This is a genomic window from Enterobacter sp. Crenshaw (assembly GCF_024734705.1).
Classification (GTDB): Bacteria; Pseudomonadota; Gammaproteobacteria; order Enterobacterales; family Enterobacteriaceae; genus Enterobacter; species Enterobacter asburiae_B.
Genome location: NZ_CP102932.1, coordinates 1,738,504 through 1,764,208, shown reverse-complemented (window position 1 = coordinate 1,764,208; position 25,705 = coordinate 1,738,504). Strand labels below are relative to the sequence as shown.

The window sequence follows — 25,705 nt, the reverse complement described above, 5'->3', positions numbered from 1 at the left end:
GGTATTGCTTATAACAATGAAAATAGCTTAGCTGAGAATTGTCTTAAAAAACTGATACTTTCGTATGAGTTCACCTGCCGGCATTTACTCACATGACGTGACTATCAGGCTTGTTCCTTGCCCTGGCTGTGTTAAGATTTGTGAAATCAGGGAGCGGACTGGATAACTGGAAAATGAAAAAGCTCATTGCCGTTGCTATTGTTTCATCGCTTCTGGTCTTCCTGTCTCTTTATGCGGTCAATGCTGTAATCATTGGTCAGCAGAAGAGCAAACAGCGTGAAATATCCCGTACCCTTTTACATTATTCAGAAGACGTGTCCCAAAGCGTGGCGCTGGGTCTCAAAAGCATCACGACGCAGGGATGCGATAAAACCAGCCTCGATCGCTACAGACAAATTAAGCTTAATAATCTTTATTTTGCCGATATCGGCTTTATTGAGAAGGGAAAAATAGTCTGTACCGCTTTTTGGGGGAAACTCGCGACGCCCGTTGCACTTCCTGCAGAACTGCATAAAACGCCGAGGGGCTTTCTCCTGGCCCAGTTTTCGAGAAAAGACTTTTTCACGGGCAATGCGGCAATTTATAATAATATTATTATCTTCACCTCCCGCTATGCTTACGATAAATTCACCCCGGTTACCGCAAGCTATTCGCTCAGTGCTACCACCAAAGACTTCGGCAGAGTCTTTTTTTCGGCCGCCACGGAGCTAAATCAGCAGAGCTGGCTGCATTCGACGTTGTTTACCCTGACCCTGACACAGTGCAGCGCCTTCTGGGACCTGTGCGTCATCGTGAAGCATCACGACGCCGGGCTGGCCTCGTTACCTCCGTTTATCTTTGCGCTTCTCGCGGTCATTCTCTGTTTTATCTGGATTGCGATAACGTTATTTATCTTCCGTATCTATGAAGACCGTTTTTCTCTGGAACGTACGCTGATAAAAGCCGTCCTCACGAATACCATAAGCGTTAACTATCAGCCCATTATTCGTATTCACGATCAAAAAATCGTGGGTGTAGAAGTTCTGTCGAGATGGCGCGACCAAAAACACGGGGACGTCTCTCCGGAGCTGTTTATCCCATTAATTAAGAAGATCGGTCTGTATAAAAAATATTACAGTAATATTATCGAAAAATCCCTTTCCGAAATTGCCCCTCTGGCGATAAAACACCAGCTGATAGTCTCAATAAACGTTGGGCACAAGGAAATTGAAGATGGACAGTTCATTACCATTTTGCGTCGTGCGTGTTTTGCCAATCACCTTCCCCTTTCCCTGATGAAGGTCGAACTTTCTGAGAAAGCCGTTTCCACGGCAGATATCCTCGAGGGATTCTGTCAGGAGCTGAAATCGCTCGGCGTTAAAATATCAATAGATGATTTTGGCGTGCAAAACTCCAATCTCGCCCGCCTGTCGCTGCTTGAATATGATGAAATCAAAATTGATAAGTCGCTGGTGGACGGCATCAGCGAGCATTATAAGCAAAACATCTTTGCAATCTTCTGCGATGCCCTGGCAAGATTGAATAAAACGCTTGTTTTCGAGGGCGTGGAAAATGAAATTCAATATCGCTTTATTGCAAGCAGATATCCCGATGCGCTGATTCAGGGATGGTATTTTTCAAAAGCACTCACCCGGAGCGAGCTGGCGAAGCGACTCACCGGGGTCGCACCGTAACCCGAAGCCTTGCGCGTCCGTTTTTTTCCAGTCGGGCATTTCTATTTTTTACGCAAAAACATATAGTCGTCACATTCAGACGGTAGATTACCCTGAAGCACACTCATATTTTGGTTAAAAACGTGAAATTATCCTTACTATTCCCATTGGTACTCTTTTGTCTGACCGTTATTTTCGCGCTGTTTATCGACGCCCCCGCTTCGCATATTCTGCGGAAAAAATGCATGTGGTCCGATAGCGTGATGCTGAGCTGTATCGCAAAGCATCAGCATAACGGCTTTTGAAGCAGACTATTCATTTCCCCACTGATTGAGGAAGTTCGCAATATCATCAACGCGACCCGCACGGATCCCGGCCTCAGTGGCCATCTCCTGCTGGGCTTCCTCGCTAATCTCCTCATTATTCGATAAACGGGTGAGCAGCAGCTGGAAATAATGTGCCAGAGCGTCGCGCTCTGACTCAGCGACCTGTTCAGCGGCTTCCGTCGCGTACTCATCGGCAATGTCATAATATTTCAGTGGGATATCGTTGTTCATAACAGTCTCGTCGCTAACCTGTAAGGGTAAAGCCATCAGTATATCGGACGCCCTATCTCAACCAAAGCATTGCTTCAGATGAGTAACGCAAGCAGCGCTGCGAGAGCGGGCGCGGCCTGTACATACAAAATTTTTCGGCTGGCGGTGGCTGCGCCAAAGAGTCCGGCGATCAGCACGCAGGCCAGGAAGAAGATGGCCACCTGAATCCCCTTTTCCCCGAGCCAGAGGCTCCAGAGCAGACCAGCCGCCAGAAAACCGTTATACAGCCCCTGATTCGCGGCCAGCACGCGGGTCTCGCGCGCAAAATCAGGACGCAGATTAAAGGCCTTGTGTCCTGTTTTGGTATTCCACAGGAACATTTCCAGCACAAGAATATAAAGATGGATGAATGCAACGACAGCGATAAGGACGGTGGCTAACATCGTGTTGTCTCCCGCAGGCAGAGGCAAAAAAAACGGGAACCCTCAGGCCCCCGCTCTTGTTTAACCCAGAATCTGGATTACATATTCGCGATAATCGCGTCGCCAAACTCTGAGCATTTCAGCAGCTTAGCGCCTTCCATCAGACGTTCGAAGTCATAGGTTACGGTTTTCGCGTTGATCGCGCCTTCCATACCTTTAACGATCAGGTCTGCGGCTTCGAACCATTCCATATGACGCAGCATCATCTCTGCGGACAGGATGATAGAGCCTGGGTTCACTTTGTCCTGGCCTGCATATTTAGGTGCAGTACCGTGGGTCGCTTCGAACAGAGCGCACTCGTCACCGATGTTCGCGCCAGGGGCGATACCGATACCGCCAACCTGTGCTGCCAGGGCGTCAGAGATGTAGTCACCGTTCAGGTTCATACAGGCAATCACGTCGTATTCTGCAGGACGCAGCAGGATCTGCTGCAGGAACGCATCGGCGATCACATCTTTAATGATGATCTCTTTGCCGGTGTTCGGGTTCTTGATCTTCTGCCACGGGCCGCCGTCGATCAGCTCACCACCGAACTCCTCTTTCGCCAACTGGTAGCCCCAGTCTTTGAACGCGCCTTCGGTGAACTTCATGATGTTGCCTTTGTGAACCAGCGTCACAGAGTCACGGTCGTTGGTGATCGCGTATTCGATGGCCGCACGCACCAGACGTTTAGTACCGTCTTCAGAGCATGGCTTGATGCCGATACCGCAATGCTCAGGGAAGCGAATTTTCTTCACGCCCATCTCTTCGCGCAGGAATTTAATCACTTTTTCTGCGTCAGCTGAGTCCGCTTTCCATTCGATACCCGCGTAGATGTCTTCTGAGTTTTCGCGGAAGATAACCATATCGGTCAGTTCAGGGTGCTTAACCGGGCTTGGGGTGCCCTGATAGTAACGAACCGGACGCAGACACACGTACAGGTCCAGCTCCTGACGCAGTGCCACGTTCAGGGAACGGATACCGCCGCCAACTGGCGTCGTCAGTGGGCCTTTAATAGCAACGCGGTAGTCGCGGATCAGGTCCAGCGTTTCTGCTGGCAGCCAGACGTCCTGGCCATAAACTTGAGTAGATTTCTCACCGGTGTAAATTTCCATCCAGGAAATTTTACGCTCGCCTTTGTAGGCTTTCTCAACAGCGGCATCAACCACTTTCAGCATCGCCGGGGTAACGTCTACACCGATACCGTCACCTTCGATGAACGGGATAATCGGATTGTGAGGAACGTTAATCTTGCCGTTTTGCAGGGTGATCTTTTTACCTTCCGCCGGAACAACTACTTTGCTTTCCATTAACCTCTCCTTCGAGCGCTTCTGGTTGTTACTGATCTTATGTTAATAAATTGTAATGAGCCCTTCGATAGTACCTGATTGTCCTGCGCCATGAAAGGTCTTCGTTATTAGGCTATAATGCGGCAATTGATAACGCCTGAAAATACCATGAAGAAAACTTCTTTTACAAAACACCGGGTTGAGCGATTCAGCTCGCGACAAGCCGCCAGAAGACCGCAGGAAACCCAGCCGAAGCGGGTTATTTTGTTCAATAAACCCTACGATGTTTTGCCGCAGTTTACCGATGAAGCCGGGCGCAGCACGCTGAAGGACTACATTCCTGTTCAGGGTGTCTACGCGGCCGGGCGCCTGGACCGCGACAGCGAAGGCCTTCTGGTCTTAACCAACGACGGCGCGTTGCAGGCGAAGCTCACGCAGCCGGGCAAACGCACCGGCAAAATTTACTTCGTCCAGGTGGAAGGCGAGCCGGATGACGCGACGCTGGCAGCACTACGCAGCGGCGTGACGTTGAACGATGGCCCAACCCTGCCCGCAGGTATTGAACGCGTGAATGAGCCGGAGTGGCTGTGGCCGCGCAACCCGCCGATTCGCGAACGCAAATCCATCCCAACAAGCTGGCTCAAAATCACCCTTTATGAAGGCCGCAACCGCCAGGTTCGGCGCATGACCGCACACGTCGGCTTCCCTACCCTGCGTCTGATTCGCTACGCCATGGGCAGCTACACCCTGGAAACGCTGGCAAACGGCGAATGGCGCGACGTCACCCCTTAAGGAGTCACTATGTTTAAACCTCATGTCACGGTTGCCTGCGTGGTCCACGCCAGGGGTAAATTCCTTGTTGTCGAAGAGAGCATTAACGGCAAAGCGCTGTGGAACCAGCCTGCCGGACACCTTGAAGCCAATGAAACCCTGCTGCAGGCAGCGAAACGCGAGCTGTGGGAAGAGACCGGCATTCACGCTGAGCCGCAGCACTTCATCCGTATGCACCAGTGGATCGCGCCGGATCACACCCCGTTTCTGCGCTTTTTATTCGCCGTTGAGCTTAGCGAAACGTGCGCCACAGAGCCGCAGGATGACGATATCGATCGCTGTCTCTGGGTCACCGCCGACGAGATCCTGAACGCGCCAAACCTGCGCTCGCCGCTGGTTGCGGAAAGCATTCGCTGCTGGCAGTCTGCTGGCCGCTTACCGCTGGACGTCATCGGCGCATTTAACTGGCCGTTTACAGAGGGTGTCAATGGTGGGGGGGCGTGATAGAATACGCCGCCTTGAAGTTCAATGTCGTGAGTATTCCATGTCAGATAACAGCCAGAAAAAAGTGATCGTCGGCATGTCCGGCGGTGTCGATTCCTCCGTTTCCGCCTACCTGTTACAGCAACAGGGCTATAAGGTGGAGGGCCTGTTCATGAAGAACTGGGAGGAAGATGATGGCGAGGAATACTGCACCGCCGCTGCGGATCTCGCCGACGCGCAGGCCGTATGCGATAAGCTCGGTATTGAACTGCACACCGTTAACTTTGCCGCAGAATACTGGGACAACGTTTTTGAACTGTTCCTGGAAGAGTACAAAGCGGGCCGCACGCCGAACCCGGATATTCTGTGCAACAAAGAGATCAAATTTAAGGCCTTCCTGGAATTCGCCGCGGAAGATCTGGGCGCTGACTACATCGCGACCGGTCACTACGTGCGTCGCGCAGACGTCAATGGCAAAAGCCAGCTGCTGCGCGGTCTGGACGGCAACAAAGATCAAAGCTACTTCCTCTATACGCTGAGCCACGAGCAAATCGCCCAGAGCCTGTTCCCGGTCGGCGAGCTGGAAAAGCCGCAGGTGCGTAAAATCGCCGAAGAGCTGGACCTCATCACCGCGAAGAAAAAAGACTCTACCGGCATTTGCTTCATCGGCGAGCGCAAATTCCGCGATTTCCTGGGGCGTTACCTGCCTGCTCAGCCGGGTAAAATTGTCACCGTCGACGGGGAAGAGATTGGCCAGCATCAGGGGCTGATGTACCACACGCTCGGCCAGCGTAAAGGCCTGGGTATTGGCGGGACCAAAGAAGGTAGCGAAGATCCATGGTATGTTGTCGACAAAGACGTCGAAAACAATATTCTGGTTGTTGCCCAGGGCCACGATCATCCGCGTCTGATGTCCGTTGGCCTTATCGCGCAGCAGCTGCACTGGGTCGATCGTGAGCCACTGAAAGGCACCCTGCGCTGCACGGTGAAAACACGCTACCGTCAGACCGATATTCCTTGCACCATTACCGCGCTCGATGACGATCGCATTGACGTGCGTTTCGACGAGCCGGTCGCGGCCGTCACCCCGGGTCAGTCTGCTGTCTTCTACAGCGGCGAAATCTGTCTGGGCGGCGGGATCATCGAACAGCGCCTGCCGCTGCCTGCTGTTTAATACGATTCACACATAAAGGAGACCGTGTGGCGAAGAACTACTATGACATCACCCTGGCGCTGGCGGGAATTTGCCAGTCAGCCCGTCTGGTGCAACAGCTGGCGCATCAGGGTCATTGCGACGCAGATGCCCTGCACGTTTCACTGAACAGCGTTATCGATCTCAACCCCGGCTCGACCCTGGGCGTGTTCGGCGGCAGTGAAACCAATCTTCGTCTCGGTCTTGAAACCCTGCTCGGCGTGCTTAACGCCAGCAGCCGTCAGGGATTAAACGCGGAGCTGACCCGCTACACGCTGAGCCTGATGGTGCTGGAGCGTAAGCTGAGCGCCGCAAAAGGCGCGCTCAATACCCTGGGCGATCGTATTGCCGGGCTGCAGCGCCAGCTTGACCATTTTGACCTGCAGTCCGAAACGCTGCTGAGCGCTATGGCCGGTATTTATGTTGACGTCATCAGCCCGCTGGGCCCGCGTATTCAGGTCACCGGATCCCCTGCCGTGCTGCAAAGTCCGCAGGTACAGGCAAAAGTGCGCGCGTCCCTGCTGGCAGGTATCCGCGCCGCCGTGCTGTGGCACCAGGTGGGCGGTGGCCGCCTGCAGTTAATGTTTTCTCGTAATCGCCTGACCACTCAGGCAAAACAAATTCTTGCTCATTGTTAACCTCCCGGAGTTGCGAATTATGGAATTATCCTCACTGACCGCCGTATCCCCTGTCGATGGACGCTACGGCGATAAAGTCAGCGCGCTGCGCGGGATCTTCAGCGAATATGGTTTGCTGAAGTTCCGTGTTCAGGTTGAAGTACGCTGGCTGCAAAAGCTGGCCGCCCAGGCAGCAATCAAGGAAGTTCCTGCTTTTGACGAAAAGGCAAACGATTACCTTGATAAAATCGTTGCCGGGTTTAGCGAACAAGACGCCGCGCGCATTAAAACCATTGAACGCACCACCAACCACGACGTGAAAGCGGTTGAGTACTTCCTGAAAGAGAAAGTGGAAAGCGTCCCTGCGCTGCATGCCGTGTCTGAGTTCATTCACTTCGCCTGTACCTCTGAAGACATCAACAACCTGTCTCACGCGCTGATGCTCTCCACCGCGCGTAAAGAGGTGGTGCTGCCTTACTGGCGTAAAATCATCGACGCGGTAAAAGCGCTGTCCGTGGAATACCGCGACATTCCGCTGCTCTCCCGTACCCACGGCCAGCCGGCCACCCCATCCACGATGGGTAAAGAGATGGCGAACGTCGCGTACCGCATGGAGCGCCAGTACCGTCAGCTGGAGCAGGTTGAGATCCTCGGCAAAATCAACGGCGCGGTCGGTAACTATAACGCCCACATCGCCGCTTACCCGGAGGTGGACTGGCACCAGTTCAGCGAAGAGTTCGTGACCTCTCTGGGCATTCAGTGGAACCCGTACACCACGCAGATTGAGCCGCACGACTATATCGCCGAACTGTTTGACTGCATCGCGCGCTTCAACACCATCCTGATCGACTTCGATCGTGACGTGTGGGGCTACATCGCCCTGAACCACTTCAAGCAGAAAACCATCGCCGGTGAAATCGGCTCTTCCACCATGCCGCACAAAGTGAACCCAATCGACTTCGAAAACTCCGAAGGCAACCTGGGTCTGGCGAACGCCGTGCTGCAGCATATGGCAAGCAAACTGCCGGTATCCCGCTGGCAGCGCGACCTGACCGACTCCACCGTACTGCGTAACCTGGGCGTGGGCATTGGCTACGCGCTGATCGCGTACCAGTCCACCCTGAAAGGCGTGAGCAAACTGGAAGTGAACCGTGACCGTCTGCTGGACGAGCTGGATCACAACTGGGAAGTGCTGGCGGAGCCAATCCAGACCGTGATGCGCCGTTACGGTATCGAAAAACCGTACGAGAAGCTGAAAGAGCTGACCCGCGGCAAACGCGTTGACGCCGAAGGCATGAAGCAGTTTATCGACGGTCTGGCGCTGCCGGAAGACGAGAAAACGCGCCTGAAGGCGATGACCCCGGCGAACTACATTGGCCGCGCCATCACCATGGTCGACGAGCTGAAGTAACGCCCCTCTCCCCCTTTTCGCCCGAAAAGGGGGATGCTTTTCCCCGGTTTACTCAATGTTTATCCCCACAACAACATAATCAGCGTTAAACTATTCATACCAATTATTTAGGGAGAAGAGATGATGCGCGTACTGGTTGTTGAGGATAACGCATTGCTACGCCATCACCTGAAGGTTCAGCTTCAGGAGATGGGACATCAGGTGGACGATGCTGAAGATGCAAAAGAAGCCGATTATTATCTCAATGAACACCTGCCGGATATCGCCATTGTCGATTTAGGGTTGCCTGACGAAGACGGTCTGTCGTTAATTCGCCGCTGGCGCAGCCACGATGTCTCCCTGCCGGTTCTGGTTCTGACCGCCCGTGAAGGCTGGCAGGATAAGGTCGAAGTGCTCAGCGCGGGTGCAGACGATTACGTCACCAAGCCGTTTCATATTGAAGAGGTGGCGGCGCGCATGCAGGCGCTGTTACGCCGCAACAGCGGGCTGGCTTCACAGGTTATTTCCATCCCACCATTCCAGGTCGATCTCTCCCGCCGGGAATTAGCAATCAATGATGAAGTGATTAAGCTCACCGCCTTCGAATACACCATTATGGAAACGCTGATCCGTAACAATGGCAAAGTGGTGAGCAAAGATTCCTTAATGCTCCAGCTTTATCCTGATGCTGAACTGCGCGAGAGCCATACCATTGACGTGCTGATGGGCCGTTTGCGTAAGAAAATTCAGGCGCAGTATCCGCAGGATGTGATTACCACCGTCCGTGGCCAGGGCTACCTGTTCGAATTACGCTAAATGAGAGGGATTTTACGCCACATTCTGCCCCTCTCGCTGCGGGTTCGTTTCTTACTGGCAACAGCCGCCGTCGTGCTGGTGCTGTCGCTCTCCTACGGCATGGTCGCCCTGGTGGGCTACAGCGTCAGCTTTGATAAAACCACCTTTCGACTGTTACGCGGCGAAAGCAATCTGTTTTATACCCTGGCGAAATGGGAAAATAACCGAATCACCGTCGAAATGCCGGAAAACCTCAACCAGCAGAGCCCAACGCTGGCCCTGATTTATAACGAAAAAGGGAAATTACTGTGGGCGCAGCGTGATATCCCCTGGCTGGTTAAAAGCATTCGTCCGGACTGGCTCAAAACCAACGGGTTTCATGAAATTGAAGCCGATCTCAACACCACCAGCTCGCTGATCCGTGAAGATCGCTCCCTGCAGCAAAAGCTGAACGAGATCCGCGCCGACAACGCCGAAACGGAGATGACGCACTCCGTCGCGATTAACCTCTATCCGGCGACGCTGAACATGCCGCAGCTGACCATTGTGGTGATCGACACCATTCCGGTCGAGCTGAAGCGTTCTTATATGGTCTGGAGCTGGTTCATCTACGTTCTGGCTGCGAATCTCCTGCTGGTGATCCCGCTGCTGTGGGTGGCAGCGTGGTGGAGCTTGCGCCCCATTGAGTCACTGGCGAAAGAGGTTCGTGAGCTGGAAGAACATCATCGCGAGAAGCTGAACCCGGAAACCACCCGTGAGCTCACCAGCCTGGTGCGTAACCTCAACCGCCTGCTGAAAAGTGAACGCGAACGCTACGATAAATACCGTACCACCCTTACCGACCTGACCCACAGCCTGAAAACTCCGCTGGCCGTCATGCAAAGTACCCTGCGTTCAATGCGCAGTTCGAAGCTGAGCGTCGATGATGCCGAGCCGGTGATGCTGGAGCAAATCAGCCGTATTTCACAGCAAATTGGCTATTACCTGCACCGCGCCAGCATGCGTTCCGGCAGCGCGCTTCTGAGCCGCGAGCTGCACCCGGTAGCCCCGCTTCTGGATAACCTCACGTCCGCCCTCAACAAGGTGTATCAGCGTAAAGGGGTTAACATCAGCCTCGATATCTCGCCAGAGATAAGCTTTGTGGGTGAAAAAAATGACTTCATGGAAGTGATGGGTAACCTGCTGGATAACGCCTGCAAATACTGTCTGGAGTTCGTGGAAGTGTCAGCGCGTCAGACGGAAACCGAACTGCATATTATCGTTGAGGACGATGGCCCAGGGATCCCTCGAAATAAACGCGATGTGGTGTTCGATCGCGGTCAGCGCGCCGATACGCTACGTCCTGGCCAGGGCGTCGGGTTAGCCGTCGCCCGTGAGATTGTCGACCAGTACGACGGGAAAATCGAAACCAGCGAAAGCCTGCTGGGCGGCGCCAGAATGGAGGTTATTTTTGGCCGCCAGCAGCCCACATTGAACGATAGTTAACCCGTTATGTGAAAAATGCGAGGATCTCGCAGCCGGGGGGCTGAGCTTCCGTTATAATCCGAGTCAGTAAGAGCCTGCGGAATAAATAAATATGGATTATCACTTAACGCTTAACTGGCCCGAGTTTATTGAACGCTACTGGCAAAAACGCCCGGTGGTTCTGAAACGCGGATTCAGCAATTTTGTCGACCCTATCTCGCCTGACGAGCTGGCAGGTCTGGCCATGGAAAACGAAGTCGACAGCCGTCTGGTCAGCCACCAGGACGGGAAATGGCAGGTTAGCCACGGTCCTTTCGAAAGCTACGATCACCTCGGTGAAAACAACTGGTCGCTGCTGGTGCAGGCGGTCAACCACTGGCACGAGCCGACTGCCGCCTTAATGCGCCCGTTCCGCGCCCTGCCCGACTGGCGCATGGACGATCTGATGATCTCCTTCTCCGTGCCGGGCGGCGGCGTAGGTCCACATCTTGACCAGTACGACGTGTTCATCATTCAGGGTACGGGCCGCCGCCGCTGGCGCGTGGGCGAAAAAGTCCCGATGAAGCAGCACTGCCCGCATCCTGACCTGCTTCAGGTTGACCCGTTTGAAGGGATTATCGATGAAGAGCTGGAGCCGGGTGATATTCTCTACATTCCGCCGGGATTCCCTCACGAAGGCTACTCCCTGGAAAACTCACTCAACTACTCCGTGGGGTTCCGCGCGCCAAGCGGCCGCGAGATGATCAGCGGATTTGCCGACTATGTTCTGCAACGCGAGCTGGGCAGCTATCGTTACAGCGATCCTGATGTGCCTGCGCGCGAGCATCCGGCGGATATTCTGCCAGAAGAACTCGATAAGCTGCGCGGCATGATGCTGGATCTGATCAACGAGCCGGAGCACTTCAAACAGTGGTTTGGTGAGTTTATCAGCCAGTCTCGTCATGAGCTGGACGTTGCGCCGCCGGAGCCACCTTATCAGGCTGACGAGATTTATGATGCGCTTCAGCAGGGCGACAAGCTGACGCGTCTGGGCGGGTTGCGCGTGCTGCGCATTGGTGAAGAGGTGTTCGTTAACGGCGAGAAGCTGGACTCTCCGCACCGTCCGGCGCTGGAAGCCATTGCCAGCCATCTGGTGCTGACTGCCGACACCTTTGGCGATGCGCTGGAAGATCCTTCCTTCCTCGCGATGCTCGCCGCGCTGGTCAACAGCGGGTACTGGTTCTTTGAGGACTGAGTCGCCTTAATGCCCGGTGGCGCTTCGCCACCGGGCTTTTCTTACCGCTTCGCGGTCAACTCCGCTATCCGCACTATCACCTTCACCGCTTTTTCCATCCCTTCCAGCGTCACAAACTCATGCTTGCCATGGTAGTTGTAGCCACCGGTAAACAGGTTCGGGCACGGCAGCCCCATAAACGACAGCTGAGAACCGTCGGTGCCGCCGCGAATCGGCTTCAGCTGCGGTCCAATATCGCAGTCGCGCATCGCCTGCTGGGCGATATCGAGAATATGCGGATGCGCCATCACCTTCTCGCGCATGTTGTAATAGCTGTCTTCAATGATCAGCTCAATATAGCAATCAGGGTGTAACCCTTTACCGACCTTCTTGGCGATCTCCATCATCTTGCGCTTGCGCGCCTCAAAGGCTTTGCGGTCGAAATCGCGGATAATGTAGTGCATCTGCGCGCTGTCCACGGTGCCTTTAATGCTGGTCAGGTGATAGAAACCTTCATACCCTTCTGTCTGTTCAGGGCTCTCTTCCGCCGGGACTTCTGCATGAATTCTGGATGCCAGCGACAGCGCGTTCACCATGACGCCTTTCGCCGAGCCGGGGTGAACGTTGTTGCCGACAATTTTGATCGTGACGGACGCGGCATTGAAGTTTTCATACTCCAGTTCGCCGACGCCACCGCCGTCGACGGTATAAGCCCACTGCGCGTTAAAGGCTTCCACGTCGAAGTGCTTCGCGCCCTTGCCGACCTCTTCATCCGGCGTAAAGGCCACGCGGATATCCCCGTGCGGGATGTTTTTGCCCTTCAGCACCGCCAGCGCCGTCATGATCTCCGCGATACCCGCCTTGTCATCCGCCCCCAGCAGCGTTTTACCGTCGGTGGTGATCAGCGTCTGGCCCAGCAGCTGGTGCAGCACGGGGAACATCACCGGCGAGAGCACCTCGTCGCCAATGCCCAGCGCAATATCGCCGCCGCGGTAATTTTCCACAATCTGCGGGTTCACATGTTTACCGCTAAAATCCGGAGAGGTGTCGACATGGGAGATAAAGCCAATCGCCGGAATATCACCCTGGACATTCGCCGGCAGCGTTGCCATCACAGTGCCTTTTTCGCTTAACGTGACGTTGACCAACCCCATGGCGTCAAGCTGCTCTTTAAGCAGGTTTAATAACTTCCACTGGCCTTCAGTGCTCGGCACCTGGCGAACACCCGGTTTAGATTGGGTATCCAGCGAAACGTACTGTAAAAAACGCTCAAGTAATTTATCCATGCAGTCACCCTCACTTTTCGTGACAACATTATCAGTAAGCATCAAAACGCAAATATTGCGTCAGGTCACTTTTATCCCGCAAACGAGAATATTTTCCGTTTATATGGTTATGCGTTAGTAAATGTAGCTTATGAATCAGTGACAAGGTTTGGCGTTCGCAGGGGATTGCCGTAGAATGTCCGCCCTCATTACGAGTCACCAAGGTGGTTACACACAAACCCCGCTTCAGTCTGCTGCCTGAGGCGTCTATATGGGACAGCGCAAAAATTGAATACACAATCCCGTTCACGTTCACCGCTGGTGCAACTGGAACGAATTCGTAAAAGTTTTGATGGTAAAGACGTTATTTCCGACCTCACTCTGACCATCAATGACGGTGAGTTTCTGACGCTGCTTGGCCCCTCGGGCTGCGGCAAAACAACCGTACTGCGCCTTATCGCCGGGCTGGAAAGCGTCGATAACGGCCATATCCATCTTGAAAACCAGGACATCACCCAAGTTCCTGCCGAAGATCGCCACGTCAACACCGTCTTTCAGAGCTACGCCCTGTTCCCGCACATGACCGTGTTTGAAAACGTGGCGTTTGGCCTGCGGATGCAAAAAACGCCGGCGAATGAGATCGAACCGCGCGTCATCGACGCCCTGCGCATGGTGCAGCTTGAGACGTTTGCCCAGCGTAAACCCCATCAGCTTTCCGGCGGCCAGCAGCAGCGTGTAGCCATCGCACGCGCCGTGGTCAACAAGCCGCGCCTGCTCCTGCTGGATGAATCCCTCTCCGCGCTGGATTACAAGCTGCGCAAGCAGATGCAGAACGAGCTTAAAGCCCTGCAGCGCAAGCTCGGCATTACCTTTGTCTTCGTCACCCACGATCAGGAAGAGGCCCTGACCATGTCCGACCGCATCGTGGTAATGCGCGACGGCAAAATCGAGCAGGACGGCACGCCGCGCGAAATCTACGAAGAGCCGAAGAATCTGTTTGTCGCCAGCTTCATTGGCGAGATCAATATCTTCGACGCTACGGTGATTGAGCGTCTGGACGACCAGCGCGTGCGCGCCAGCGTCGAAGGACGCGAGTGTAATATCACGGTGAATTTCCCCGTCGAAAAGGGACAAAAACTCAACGTTCTGCTGCGCCCGGAAGATCTGCGCGTCGATGAAATTCACGGCAATACCGAGGCCGAAGGGTTAATCGGCTATATCCGCGAGCGCAACTACAAAGGGATGACGCTGGAGTCCGTCGTCGAGCTGGAGAACGGCAAGATGGTGATGGTCAGCGAGTTCTTTAACGAAGACGATCCTGACTTCGACCACTCTCTCGACCAGAAAATGGTTATCAACTGGGTAGAAAGCTGGGAGGTTGTGCTGGCTGATGAAGAACACAAGTAAATTCCAGAATGTGGTGATTGCCACGATCGTCGGTTGGCTTGTGCTGTTTGTCTTTTTGCCCAACCTGATGATCGTTGCCACCAGCTTTCTGACCCGCGACGACGCTAGCTTCGTTTCGCTGGTCTTTACGCTGGACAACTACGCGCGCCTGCTCGATCCGCTCTATTTTGACGTGCTGCTGCACTCGCTCAACATGGCGCTGATTGCCACCCTTGCCTGTCTGGTGCTGGGGTATCCTTTCGCATGGTTCCTCGCGGGCCTGCCGCAAAAGGTGCGACCCCTGCTGCTGTTTTTACTGATTGTTCCCTTCTGGACCAACTCGTTAATCCGCATCTACGGGCTGAAAATCTTCCTTAGCACTAAAGGCTATCTCAACGAGTTTCTGCTGTGGCTGGGGGTGATTGATACGCCGATCCGCATCATGTTTACCCCGAGCGCGGTGATTGTCGGCCTGGTCTACATCCTGCTGCCGTTTATGGTGATGCCGCTCTACTCCAGCATCGAGAAGCTGGATAAACCGCTGCTGGAGGCGGCAAAAGATCTGGGCGCTAACAAGCTGCAGACCTTCATCCGCATTATTATCCCGCTGACCATGCCGGGCATTATTGCGGGCTGTCTGCTGGTAATGCTCCCGGCGATGGGTTTGTTCTACGTGTCGGATCTGATGGGCGGCGCGAAAAACCTGCTGATCGGTAACGTGATCAAGAGCCAGTTCCTGAACATCCGCGACTGGCCGTTCGGCTCCGCGACCAGCATTACGCTGACGGTGATCATGGGCCTGATGCTGCTGGTCTACTGGCGCGCCTCACGCTTGCTGAATAAAAAGGTGGAACTCGAATGATCGGTCGACTGCTTCGCGGCGGTTTTATGACCGCCATTTATGCCTGGCTCTATATCCCGATCGTTATTTTGATCGTGAACTCGTTTAACAGCTCACGCTTCGGGATTAACTGGCAGGGCTTTACCACCAGCTGGTACAGCCTGCTGATGAACAACGACAGCCTCCTGCAGGCCGCGCAGCACTCGCTGACGATGGCGATCTTCTCCGCCACCTTCGCGACGCTGATTGGCTCGCTCACCGCCGTGGCGCTGTACCGCTATCGCTTTCGCGGCAAACCGTTCGTCAGCGGTATGCTGTTTGTGGTGATGATGTCGCCTGACATCGTGATGGCCATTTCGCTGCTGGTGCTGTTTATGCTGCTGGGCGTACAGCTTGGCTTCTGGTCGCTGCTGTTCTCGCATATCACCTTCTGCCTGCCGTTTGTGGTGGTGACCGTTTTCGCGCGCCTGAAAGGGTTCGACGTGCGCATGCTGGAGGCGGCGAAGGATCTGGGCGCCAGCGAGATGACCATCCTGCGCAAAATCATCCTGCCGCTGGCGATGCCCGCCGTGGCGGCCGGATGGCTACTTAGCTTCACCCTGTCGATGGATGACGTGGTCGTGTCCTCCTTCGTCACCGGTCCGAGCTATGAAATTCTGCCGTTGAAGATCTATTCAATGGTGAAAGTCGGCGTCTCACCGGAGGTGAACGCGCTGGCGACCATTCTGCTGGTGTTGTCGCTGGTTCTGGTGATCGCCAGCCAGGTTATTGCTCGTGATAAAACAAAATCTCAGGGGACAATGAAATGAAAAAAATGCTCGCCGCTGCGGCGCTGGTGCTTGGCATGGGTGCCGCGCACGCTGATGACAGCAAAACGCTCTACTTCTACAACTGGACCGAGTACGTGCCGCCGGGCCTGCTGGAACAGTTCACGAAGGAGACGGGCATCAAGGTTATCTACTCGACCTACGAGTCGAATGAAACCATGTACGCCAAGCTGAAAACCTACAAAGACGGCGCGTACGATCTGGTCGTGCCTTCCACCTACTTTGTCGACAAAATGCGCAAAGAGGGCATGATCCAGAAGATCGACAAAACGAAGCTAACCCATTTTTCAAACCTCGATCCAGAGATGCTCAACAAGCCGTTCGACCCCAATAACGACTACTCCATTCCGTACATCTGGGGAGCAACCGCGATTGGCGTGAATAGCGATGCCGTCGATCCGAAAACAGTGACAAGCTGGGCCGATCTGTGGAAACCAGAATACAAGGGTAGCCTGCTGTTAACCGACGACGCGCGTGAAGTGTTCCAGGTCGCGCTGCGCAAGCTGGGCTACTCGGGCAACACGACGGATCCCAAAGAGATCGAAGCGGCATATGCCGAGCTGAAGAAGCTGATGCCTAACGTGGCGGCGTTCAACTCTGATAATCCGGCAAACCCGTATATGGAAGGCGAAGTGAATCTGGGGATGGTGTGGAACGGCTCCGCGTATGTCGCCCGCCAGGCCGGGACGCCGCTTGAGGTGGTCTGGCCGAAAGAAGGGGGGATCTTCTGGATGGACAGCCTTGCGATCCCCGCCAACGCGAAAAACGCTGAAGGGGCGCACAAGCTGATTAACTTCCTGCTGCGCCCGGACGTGGCGAAACAGGTTGCCGAGACGATTGGCTACCCGACGCCAAACCTCGCCGCACGCAGGCTGCTAAAACCTGAAGTGGCTAACGATAAATCGCTCTACCCGAATGCCGAAACCATCAGCAAAGGTGAATGGCAGAACGATGTCGGTGACGCCAGCCGCCTCTACGAAGAGTATTACCAGAAATTAAAAGCGGGCCGATAAACGGTATCGCGTTCTTCCTCACGCCGTACGTGCGGCGTGAGGAGGATTAACTGACCGCATTCTCCCCAGCCCAGATCGTCGCCTTTCTCATCGCCTCAACCACATCCTCATCCGACAGACCCAGCGCCTGACGAACCCGGGTCGCCTCGTCCCACTGCTGCTGTTCATAGTAACGGCACAGGCTCACCATATCGGCTAAACGTCCCTCCTGGTGGCACAGGGCATTGCTCACGCTCTGCGGGACCGCAATTTGCTTCATCAACTCGGCCATCGGCTGTTCGAGGAGGGTATCGAGCAGCGAAAACAGGCCGCACATGAAGGCATTTTCAGCCAGCGCCGGTTCGTTCATCGTCCCGGCTATCAGCTCGCAGAACTTGCCGCGCATCATGCTCAGCGGATAAAGCTCGCTGACGGTGTCATTGCCTGCGCTCGCCAGGACCACGACGGCAACAAACCGTCTCAGCTGATTTTCTCCAAGGTATCTGAGAACTTCGCTCAGGGTTAACTTGCTGAAATTACAGGCACCGATATGTTTAAAGGCGGTGTGCTTCATGTAGCGCATGATTTTCCAGGACAGCGTGAGATCGGTTTTAATCAACGACTCGACGATCCGAAAATCAGGCTTATTGCGCCCAACCTCCATTTGCAGCCGAAAAATTGCCAGCTGATTTTGCGATAGCCGTTTATATTTAATGATCTCCGGACGGCAGAAAAAATAGCCCTGAAACAGCGAGAATCCCTCTTCCCTGTATTGGCTGAATTCCTCTTTAGTCTCAATTTTTTCAGCGAGATATTTAATATGCCCGGTTAAATGTTTACGCTCTTTCAGATACTGTTTAATTTGCGCTAAGGTATAATTTCTGACGTCAAATTTCAGTATTGAAATATAGGGTAAAAAAGCATCCCATTCTGGAGCAAGGGTGAAATCATCAAGCGCAAACTGATAACCATCCGCACTCATCTCCCTGACGGCCTGCAACAGCTCCGCTCCCGGCACAGCATCTTCCAGGATCTCAATGACCACGCTCTCTTTATCCAGCGCTTCTCCACTGCGGTCTATGACCATCCGCGAAGGGAAATTAATAAACGACGTATGTGCCCCGGCGATGCGCTGGGACGGCACGCATAAAAACTGATCTGATATCATCCTGGAGGTGGCATATTCCGCCGACACGTCCGGAAAACGGTTTGTCATCCCATCTCTGAAGAGCAGCTCGTAGGCCACCGTCTTCATCTCAGGGTTAAAAATGGGTTGTCGCGCAATAAATCCGTACATATCCCATCCTCCTCTACAACTTTATATTTATTAGCATCCTCTTTCTACACGACGATAACGAGCTTTATCGAGCACTATTTTGATTGAATGCACAAAATAAAAGCATCCACACTAATTAACCGGATTTACAAATCAAAATTTAAATTAAATATCCCTGGCGCTCTACAGAAAGAGGAGAAAATATCCGATAAGGAATATGTGCCTGCCCGACATGCACGATATTACGGGAGATGAGAATGAAAGACGCCGTGGTCCAAAGAAAAAAAATAAGAGTCAAGACGTTGATGCTATTGTCCATTTTCCTCACTGTAACGGTGGGCTTTACGGCAACGATCGGGTTTATGATGTGGCAGTGGATGGCACAGCAGGAGGTTCTGGCCAAAAAACATATCCGCCAGATTGCTGAAGTGCAAGCGTTGCAGGTCAGCAAACAGCTGGATTCTGCCCTGACTGCCGCCCGGGATATGGGCAACAGCGCCCTGGCGCTGCGCGAGGCGGGCGTGACCGATCGTCAGAGCCTGAACCAGCTGCTCATCCACTACCTTTCGGCTCACCCGCAGTTTCTCTCCATGTCGATGGCCTTTGAGCCTAACGCGTTCGACGATAAAGATGCCGTCTGGGCCGGTCAAAGCGGTGAAGATCCTGCCGGGCGCTACGCCCGCTACGTTGACCGGGACGCCACCGGCAAACCGGCATTACACCTGCTGACGGACATCGAAACGCCCGGCAGCGGCGATTATTATCTGCTGCCGAAACAACGCCATAAAGATGTGATCATCGAACCCTATATCTATCCCTACAACGGCGTGGACGTGATGCTCACCTCGATTGCCGCCCCCATCATGCGTGACGGTCAGTTTCTGGGCTCGGTCACCTCTGACTTCTCTCTCGCCACGCTGCAATCGACGATCGGCGCGATTAAACCGTGGAACGGCACGGGCTATGCCCTGCTCCTCTCCGCAGGTCATAACGTGGTGTCCAGCCCGGACAAGCGCGCGGCGGGCAAGCCTTACGCCGGTCAGATTGCCGGTCATGACGTCACCCGCATTAACGATCCGCTGCTGAAGGAGGACGTGTTTATCACCTGGCAGGACATCGCCGTCGGTAATAGCCAGACGCCGTGGAAACTCGCCATTATCACGCCGGTCAGCGAAGTGATGGCCGAAGCGCGCGCATTTTTACTGAAAGCCATCATCATGATGGTGTTAAGCATCGTGGCGGTTAGCCTGGTCATGGCACAGATCTTCACCCGCAAAGTTGACCGTCCGGTTGGGGGCGAACCTTCGGAGGCCGCCGGAATCGCTCTGGCCGTTGCCCGGGGAGACCTGAACAACACCATCCCGGTGCGTTCCGGAGATACCCACAGCATTTTTTACGCCCTGCACACCATGCAGATGCAGCTCAAGCGCATCGTCGACAACATCAGCGAAGCCAGCCACTCCGTGCACGGCGGCACCAGCGAAATTTCGGCGGGCAACCTGGACCTCGCCTCGCGAACCGAGGAACAGGCGGCTGCGATTGTTGAAACGGCAGCCAGCATGGAAGAGATTTCGGTCACGGTGAAGAATAACGCCGACAACGCCCACAAGGCGACCACGCTGACCGATCGCGCCGCGAACCTCGCCGGGCATGGCGAAACGCTGGTGAACGACGTGGTCGTGGTGATTGGGGAGATTGATGAGAGCGCGCGTAAGATCGGCGAGATTAACAGCATTGTCGATGGCATCGCCTTCCAGACCAATATCCTGGCGCTGAATGCTGCCGTTGAAGCGGCACGGGCAGGCGAACAGGGGCGCGGCTTCGCGGTTGTCGCTGGGGAAGTGCGCAATCTTGCCCAGCGAAGCGCCAACGCGGCAAAAGAGATCTCTCAGCTGATTGCCGAGTCCTCAGGGCGCGTCAGCAAAGGCGTTGAGCTGGTCAATGAAACCGGCGTGATGATGAAACAGGTGATTGAAGCGGTATCGCATGTGCATCTGGTCATCAACGATATCGTTCAGGCGCTGGACGAGCAAAATCGCGGGATTAGCCAGGTCAGCACCGCCGTTAACCAGATGGACAGCACGACCCAGCAGAACGCCTCGCTGGTTCAGCAGATCTCTGCGGCGGCGCTCTCGCTGGATGAGCAGGCTAAATCGCTCGAGAAGACGCTGGCGTTCTTCCATTCATAAATAAAAAGGCACCCGCTGGACGGGTGCCTTTTCTGGCGATTGCCGTTACAGCCCTTTCAGCAGCTTGTCGACAAACTCCGGTACGACCGTGCTTGCCAGACCGTAGTGTTTCTCTTCAAACTCGCTGCCCACCTGGCTTGGCTCAAGATTGAGTTCTACCGTATGCGCACCGTGCAGCCGCGCTTCGTGGACAAACCCCGCCGCCGGATAAACATGACCGGATGTGCCGATGGCGATAAACACGTCGGCCATCGCCAGCGCGCTGTAGATATCATCCATTCCCAGCGGCATTTCGCCGAACCAGACCACGTGCGGACGCAGGCGCGACGGGAACTGGCAGCAGTGGCACTTATCCTCTGGCAGCACGTCCTCTTGCCAGTCCAGCACCTGACCGCTCCAGGCGCAGCGAACCTTGAGCAGCTCGCCGTGCATGTGGATGATGTTCTTGTTACCGGCCCGCTCGTGCAGGTTATCGATATTCTGCGTCACCAGCAGAAAACGATCGCCGAGCGCCTCTTCGAGCTTCGCCAGCGCCAGATGCGCCGCATTCGGCGCGACGTCAGGCTGCTGAAGCTGACGGCGGCGGGCGTTGTAAAACGCCTGGACGAGATCCGGATCGCGGGCAAAGCCTTCCGGCGTGGCTACATCCTCCACGCGGTGCTCTTCCCACAGCCCGTCCGCCGCGCGGAAGGTTCGAATTCCTGACTCGGCGGAGATCCCCGCCCCGGTCAGCACCACCACTCTGGGTTTATCCATCGCTTCTGGCATTATTCTGTCTCTGAAAAAAATCCGCTGGCGCAAGCGCTCACGCAAGCGGCGTTTGTTTTTGCGAAAACGGCTGAGTCGACCCTGGCGACGCGACAGCATAGAAACCTCGTAAACTAATCGGTGAGATGAAGGAATGCGGCTCCGCGCATGCCTCCTGCGTCCCCGTGTCGCGCGCGTTCAATACGCGGCACGCGGGCAACCGGCAATAAATGTCGGGGCAAACGCCCGGACAACCGTTCCGTAATCGCGGTAAAGTTTGACAGCCCTCCCCCAATCACCAGCAGATCCGGGTCGACGATGGTGAGAATATTTCCCAGACACACCGCCAGCAGATCCAGATAACGCTCGACGTGCTCACGCGCCTGCGCATCCCCTTGCTCCCACAGGGTAATGATTTGAGGGGCCTCAAGTTTCTGATGATAGAAGTGTTCGTAAAGCCATGCAAACCCGCGGCCGGAGAGGTAGTTCTCAATACAGCCGTGCTGGCCGCAGCCGCAGCGGGTCAGCGGGAAATCGCGCCCCACTACCTCCAGGGCATCCACCGGGAGACGGATATGACCAAACTCGCCGGTGATGTAGCTGCGCCCGGTGATTGGCTTCCCGTTGATCACAATTCCCCCGCCGACGCCGGTGCCGAGGATCAGACCCATCACCAGCGGATACTGACGGAACTCATCGTCCCAGGCTTCGGAGAGCGCAAAGCAGTTAGCATCATTGTCTAAACGCACGTCGCGTTCAAGGAGGGCAGAGAGATCGGCGCGGAGCGGTTTACCGCTGGCGGCAGGCACGTTGGCGGCATACAGCGTGCCGTCGTCGGTTTCGGGCATACCCGGAATGCCAATGCCGACGCTGCCTTTCACGCCAAAGCGTTCATCGGCCTGCGCCACCAGCGCGGCAATCGCGGTTAAAAATTCGTCGTAGCTTTCGCGCGGCGTGGGAACGCGGGTTTCCCACTGTAGTTTGAGGTCTTTATCAAACACGCCTAGCGCAATCTTGGTGCCGCCAATATCAAATCCGTAATACATAACGCATTCCTCTTTTAACCTGGCGGCCCGAAAGCCGCTAGATCATGACGTAATTACTGGCCACTTAATACCCTCGCCGGATCAATTCGGCTTGCGCGACGCGCCGGATACCAGCTTGCCAGCAGACTCAGTAAAAGTGCTGTAACCAGCACATAAAAAACGTCCAGCCAGTGCAGTTCAGACGGCAGGAAGTCAATAAAGTAGATATCACCCGACAGGAACTGGTGACCAATAAGCTTTTCGATCCCGTTGATAATCGGCGTCAGCTGCAGGGAAACCACCACGCCAATCACCACGCCGCAAAGGCTACCGAACAGCCCCGCCAGCAAACCGTACCAGACGAAGATGGCGCGAATAAGACCGTCTTTCGCCCCCAGCGTACGCAGCACGGCGATGTCGCCGCTCTTGTCCTTGACCGCCATCACCAGCGTCGAGACGATATTAAAGCACGCCACACCAATCACCAGCACCATCGCCAGATACATGATGGCGCGGATCATCTGGATATCACGGTACATATAGCCGTAAGTGCCGATCCAGCTTTTGATGTAGACATAGTTATTGGTCACGCTGCCCGCGTCGCGAACCAGTTTGTTGGCGTTAAAGACGTCGTTCACCTTAATGGCAATGCCCGTCACGCTGTCAGCCATGTCGAGATACTGGCGCGCATCCTCCATCGGCACCATCGCAAAGCTATGGTCAAGCTGACCGCTCAGCTGAAGAATACCGGTGACGTGCAGGCGCACGCGCTTAGGCTGCTGCAGCTTGTGGTCGGCGCTGGCGTTCGGGATCATGATCGACACCCAGTCGCCCTGCTTCACCTTCAGGGCATCGGCCACGCCTTTACCCATGATGATCTGCTGCTCGCCGGCCTTAAAGTTGGCCCACGCGCCGTTCTGCACATAGTTTGGCAGCGCGCTGAGACGCGCTTCCTGGGCGGGGTTAACCCCCTTTACCTGAATGGCGCGCAGGTTTACCCCGCTCTCCACCAGCCCGGTAAAGTTAATGAAGGGCGCGGCCGCGGCAATGCCCGGCACCTTTTCGACTTTGGCGAGCGCATCGCTCCAGTTCGTCCACGGCTGGTTAACCGGCTCGATCTCCCCGTGCGGCACTACCGCCAGAATGCGGTTATTCAGCTCGCGCTCAAAACCGTTCATGGCGCTCAAGCCGACAATCAGCACCGCCACACCGAGCGCAATACCGATGGTCGAGATGACGGAGATCAGCGACACCATGCCGCCGCGACGGCGGCCGCGGCTAAAACGTAAACCGATGAGTAACGATAACGGTGACGCCATTACTCTGCTCCCATCAGGGTCAGTTCCGCGTTCAGATGGCCGTCGCGCATCTCAAGCTGACGCCCCATGCGTTTTGCCAGCTGCAGATCGTGGGTTACGACCAGAAACGCGGTGCCCTGCGAGGCGTTCAGCTCGCCCAGAAGCTGGAAAATACTGTCCGCATTGCGGGCATCCAGGTTACCGGTAGGCTCATCCGCCAGCACCAGACGCGGGTTGTTGACTAGCGCACGGGCAATCGCCACGCGCTGGCGTTCGCCGCCGGAAAGCTCAGAGGGACGATGGTTACCGCGATGGCCCAGCCCTACCGCTTTCAGCATGTCGCTGGCGCGGGCGTTAATTTCTGCCGGTTTCTTTTTGCCAATCAGCAGCGGCATCGCCACGTTTTCCAGCGCCGTGAAATCAGGCAGCAGGTGGTGGAATTGGTAGATAAAGCCCAGCTCGCGGTTACGCAGCTCTGCCTTCGCCGCAGAGGACATTTTGCTCATCGGCTGGCCGGAGAAAATCACGTCGCCGTTAGTTGGCGTATCCAGCCCGCCCAGCAGATGCAGCAGCGTACTTTTACCCGAGCCGGAGCTGCCGACAATCGCCATCATCTCGCCTTCGCCCACGCTGAAGCTCACATTGTGCAGCACGTCGGTTTGCACAGTGCCTTCCTGATAGCGTTTGGACAGGTTGTCGCATTGCAACAGGATCTTATTCATAACGTAAAGCCTCAGCGGGTTGAGTGGCGGCAGCGCGCCAGGAAGGATAAAGCGTAGAAAGCAGCGCAATGGCCATCGCGGCCAGCGCAATACCGACCACCTGCAGCGGCTCGATAGCCACCGGCAGCGCCGCGCCGTCAAGCAGGGCGCCGATGATCGGCATTAAGTTATTAAGCTGGCTGGCAAGCAAGGCCCCCAGCACGGCGCCGAGCAGCGCGCCGATGATGCCTGCGCTGGCCCCCTGCACCATAAACACCGCCATAATCTGGCGCGGCGTGAGCCCCTGGGTTTGCAGAATGGCGACTTCGCCCTGCTTCTCCATCACCATCAGGCCCAGCGAGGTAATGATGTTAAATGCGGCCACGGCCACGATCAGGCTCAGCAGCAGCCCCATCATATTTTTTTCCATCCGCACGGCCTGGAACAGTTCGCCTTTACGCTCGCGCCAGTCCTGCCATTTGGTGCCGTCCGGCAGTTTTTGCTGGCTGAGGGTATCGACCTTCAGCGGCGCGTCGAGCCACAGGCGCCAGCCGGTGATATTCCCTGCCGGGTAGCGCATCAGGCGTGAAGCGTCCTGGATATTTACCAGCATCTGATAGCCATCGACTTCGCTGTTGGCGGCAAAGGTACCAATCACGTTGAACAGGCGCTGGCTTGGCAGGCGCCCCATCGGCGTAAACTGGCTGGCAGAAGGTACCATCACGCGCAGCTGGTCACCGCGGTTGACGCCAAGCTGTCCGGCAAGCTGTTCACCCAGAATCACGTTGTATTTCCCGGCATCCAGATCGGTCTGCTTCACGTTAACTAGATACGGCGTCAGCGGATCGTTTTGCGCCGGGTCGATACCCAGCATCACGCCGACCGCCACGCTGCGGGCGCTTTGCAGCACCACGTCGCCGGTCGTCAACGGCGCGACGCGCGTGACGCCCTGTAACTTCGCCGCGCTTTCCGGCAGCTGTTGCGGGTTAACCGAACCGTTGGATGATGAGAGAACGGCCTGCGGCATCAGCCCCAGGATGTTGTTTTGCAGCTCGCGTTCGAAGCCATTCATGACGGAAAGCACCGTCACCAGTGCCATCACGCCAAGCGTAATGCCAATAGTCGAAAGCCAGGAGACAAAGCGACCGAAGCGGTCCGCGGCGCGCCCACGCATGTAACGTAAGCCTATGAAGAGTGCGACAGGTTGATACATGAAATCCGTCTGTTTGCTGATAGCAGACCCACGAGTATATAAGCGAATCCGTTAAGCGTAAATGACTGAAACAGTAAGCTTT

24 protein-coding genes are annotated in these 25,705 nt (G+C 55.3%); 14 read left to right on the top strand and 10 right to left on the bottom strand.

All coding sequences use genetic code 11. The features are described from left to right. The first annotated feature begins 173 nt into the window (after nt 1-173). Complete coding sequence (locus NWV12_RS08325; RefSeq protein ID WP_033145235.1) at nt 174-1,673, top strand: cyclic diguanylate phosphodiesterase; 1,500 nt, start codon at nt 174-176, stop codon at nt 1,671-1,673. Between the two features lie 290 nt (nt 1,674-1,963). On the opposite strand, the gene NWV12_RS08320 is transcribed toward NWV12_RS08325, so the two are convergent. The 3 genes from NWV12_RS08320 to icd form a co-directional block, all read right to left on the bottom strand. Continuing rightward, nucleotides 1,964-2,209, bottom strand: a complete 246-nt coding sequence (locus NWV12_RS08320) for a DUF2543 family protein (RefSeq protein WP_033145234.1) — start codon at nt 2,207-2,209, stop codon at nt 1,964-1,966. Nucleotides 2,210-2,283: 74 nt separating this feature from the next. Continuing rightward, nucleotides 2,284-2,631 carry a DUF1304 domain-containing protein gene (locus NWV12_RS08315; protein ID WP_047061595.1) on the bottom strand — a complete coding sequence of 116 codons (348 nt, stop codon included), beginning with the start codon at nt 2,629-2,631 and terminating at the stop codon, nt 2,284-2,286. A 77-nt stretch (nt 2,632-2,708) separates the two neighbouring features. Then, the gene (icd, locus tag NWV12_RS08310) at nt 2,709-3,959 is read right to left on the bottom strand and encodes an NADP-dependent isocitrate dehydrogenase (protein WP_032657958.1); all 1,251 of its coding nucleotides are present in this window, start codon (nt 3,957-3,959) and stop codon (nt 2,709-2,711) included. 117 nt (nt 3,960-4,076) lie between these two features. Between icd and rluE the strand changes: the two genes are divergently transcribed. The 8 genes from rluE (at nt 4,077) to NWV12_RS08270 (ending at nt 11,884) form a co-directional block, all read left to right on the top strand. Further along, complete coding sequence (gene rluE / locus NWV12_RS08305) at nt 4,077-4,730, top strand: 23S rRNA pseudouridine(2457) synthase RluE (RefSeq protein ID WP_023311239.1); 654 nt, start codon at nt 4,077-4,079, stop codon at nt 4,728-4,730. 9 nt (nt 4,731-4,739) lie between these two features. Further along, nucleotides 4,740-5,213 (top strand): NUDIX hydrolase, encoded by a 474-nt coding sequence (locus NWV12_RS08300; protein WP_033145233.1) that lies wholly within the window; start codon nt 4,740-4,742, stop codon nt 5,211-5,213. 40 nt (nt 5,214-5,253) lie between these two features. Further along, nucleotides 5,254-6,366 carry a tRNA 2-thiouridine(34) synthase MnmA gene (gene mnmA, locus NWV12_RS08295; RefSeq protein ID WP_032657963.1) on the top strand — a complete coding sequence of 371 codons (1,113 nt, stop codon included), beginning with the start codon at nt 5,254-5,256 and terminating at the stop codon, nt 6,364-6,366. Between the two features lie 26 nt (nt 6,367-6,392). Next, on the top strand, nt 6,393-7,022 hold the full coding sequence (hflD, locus tag NWV12_RS08290) for a high frequency lysogenization protein HflD (protein ID WP_013097081.1): 630 nt from the start codon (nt 6,393-6,395) through the stop codon (nt 7,020-7,022). A 19-nt stretch (nt 7,023-7,041) separates the two neighbouring features. Then, nucleotides 7,042-8,412 carry an adenylosuccinate lyase gene (gene purB / locus NWV12_RS08285; RefSeq protein WP_048979235.1) on the top strand — a complete coding sequence of 457 codons (1,371 nt, stop codon included), beginning with the start codon at nt 7,042-7,044 and terminating at the stop codon, nt 8,410-8,412. Between the two features lie 123 nt (nt 8,413-8,535). Continuing rightward, entirely contained in the window at nt 8,536-9,207 is a 672-nt protein-coding gene (phoP, locus tag NWV12_RS08280) for a two-component system response regulator PhoP (RefSeq protein WP_028019015.1), read from the top strand. Then, nucleotides 9,208-10,671 carry a two-component system sensor histidine kinase PhoQ gene (gene phoQ, locus NWV12_RS08275; RefSeq protein ID WP_033145232.1) on the top strand — a complete coding sequence of 488 codons (1,464 nt, stop codon included), beginning with the start codon at nt 9,208-9,210 and terminating at the stop codon, nt 10,669-10,671. A 91-nt stretch (nt 10,672-10,762) separates the two neighbouring features. After that, the gene (locus NWV12_RS08270; RefSeq protein WP_023311180.1) at nt 10,763-11,884 is read left to right on the top strand and encodes a cupin domain-containing protein; all 1,122 of its coding nucleotides are present in this window, start codon (nt 10,763-10,765) and stop codon (nt 11,882-11,884) included. A gap of 41 nt (nt 11,885-11,925) precedes the next feature. On the opposite strand, the gene pepT is transcribed toward NWV12_RS08270, so the two are convergent. Further along, on the bottom strand, nt 11,926-13,149 hold the full coding sequence (gene pepT, locus NWV12_RS08265) for a peptidase T (protein WP_048979234.1): 1,224 nt from the start codon (nt 13,147-13,149) through the stop codon (nt 11,926-11,928). 237 nt (nt 13,150-13,386) lie between these two features. On the opposite strand from pepT, the gene potA reads away from it, so the two are divergent. The 4 genes from potA to potD are packed head-to-tail and all read left to right on the top strand — an operon-like array spanning nt 13,387 to nt 17,195. Beyond that, nucleotides 13,387-14,535 carry a spermidine/putrescine ABC transporter ATP-binding protein PotA gene (gene potA, locus NWV12_RS08260; protein WP_172620299.1) on the top strand — a complete coding sequence of 383 codons (1,149 nt, stop codon included), beginning with the start codon at nt 13,387-13,389 and terminating at the stop codon, nt 14,533-14,535. Continuing rightward, nucleotides 14,519-15,376, top strand: a complete 858-nt coding sequence (potB, locus tag NWV12_RS08255) for a spermidine/putrescine ABC transporter permease PotB (RefSeq protein ID WP_033145229.1) — start codon at nt 14,519-14,521, stop codon at nt 15,374-15,376. Before potA ends, potB begins: the two co-directional genes overlap by 17 nt. Continuing rightward, the gene (gene potC / locus NWV12_RS08250) at nt 15,373-16,164 is read left to right on the top strand and encodes a spermidine/putrescine ABC transporter permease PotC (protein WP_048979233.1); all 792 of its coding nucleotides are present in this window, start codon (nt 15,373-15,375) and stop codon (nt 16,162-16,164) included. Before potB ends, potC begins: the two co-directional genes overlap by 4 nt. Further along, nucleotides 16,161-17,195 (top strand): spermidine/putrescine ABC transporter substrate-binding protein PotD, encoded by a 1,035-nt coding sequence (gene potD, locus NWV12_RS08245; protein WP_101744473.1) that lies wholly within the window; start codon nt 16,161-16,163, stop codon nt 17,193-17,195. The genes potC and potD overlap by 4 nt, the downstream gene beginning before the upstream one ends. A 46-nt stretch (nt 17,196-17,241) precedes the next feature. Here potD and NWV12_RS08240 read toward each other — a convergent pair whose 3' ends face one another. Continuing rightward, entirely contained in the window at nt 17,242-18,471 is a 1,230-nt protein-coding gene (locus NWV12_RS08240; protein WP_048979231.1) for an EAL and HDOD domain-containing protein, read from the bottom strand. A 236-nt stretch (nt 18,472-18,707) separates the two neighbouring features. Between NWV12_RS08240 and NWV12_RS08235 the strand changes: the two genes are divergently transcribed. Then, nucleotides 18,708-20,639, top strand: a complete 1,932-nt coding sequence (locus NWV12_RS08235) for a methyl-accepting chemotaxis protein (RefSeq protein WP_039261923.1) — start codon at nt 18,708-18,710, stop codon at nt 20,637-20,639. 45 nt (nt 20,640-20,684) lie between these two features. Here NWV12_RS08235 and cobB read toward each other — a convergent pair whose 3' ends face one another. The 5 genes from cobB to lolC are packed head-to-tail and all read right to left on the bottom strand — an operon-like array spanning nt 20,685 to nt 25,623. Next, nucleotides 20,685-21,506 carry a Sir2 family NAD+-dependent deacetylase gene (cobB, locus tag NWV12_RS08230; RefSeq protein ID WP_045888802.1) on the bottom strand — a complete coding sequence of 274 codons (822 nt, stop codon included), beginning with the start codon at nt 21,504-21,506 and terminating at the stop codon, nt 20,685-20,687. 14 nt (nt 21,507-21,520) lie between these two features. Beyond that, nucleotides 21,521-22,432, bottom strand: a complete 912-nt coding sequence (nagK, locus tag NWV12_RS08225) for an N-acetylglucosamine kinase (protein ID WP_048979230.1) — start codon at nt 22,430-22,432, stop codon at nt 21,521-21,523. 53 nt (nt 22,433-22,485) lie between these two features. Continuing rightward, nucleotides 22,486-23,730, bottom strand: coding sequence for a lipoprotein-releasing ABC transporter permease subunit LolE (gene lolE / locus NWV12_RS08220; RefSeq protein ID WP_048979229.1), 1,245 nt, complete (start codon nt 23,728-23,730; stop codon nt 22,486-22,488). Beyond that, nucleotides 23,730-24,431, bottom strand: a complete 702-nt coding sequence (lolD, locus tag NWV12_RS08215) for a lipoprotein-releasing ABC transporter ATP-binding protein LolD (RefSeq protein WP_008500772.1) — start codon at nt 24,429-24,431, stop codon at nt 23,730-23,732. Before lolD ends, lolE begins: the two co-directional genes overlap by 1 nt. After that, nucleotides 24,424-25,623, bottom strand: coding sequence for a lipoprotein-releasing ABC transporter permease subunit LolC (lolC, locus tag NWV12_RS08210; RefSeq protein WP_048979228.1), 1,200 nt, complete (start codon nt 25,621-25,623; stop codon nt 24,424-24,426). Before lolC ends, lolD begins: the two co-directional genes overlap by 8 nt. Nucleotides 25,624-25,705 lie beyond the last annotated feature (82 nt).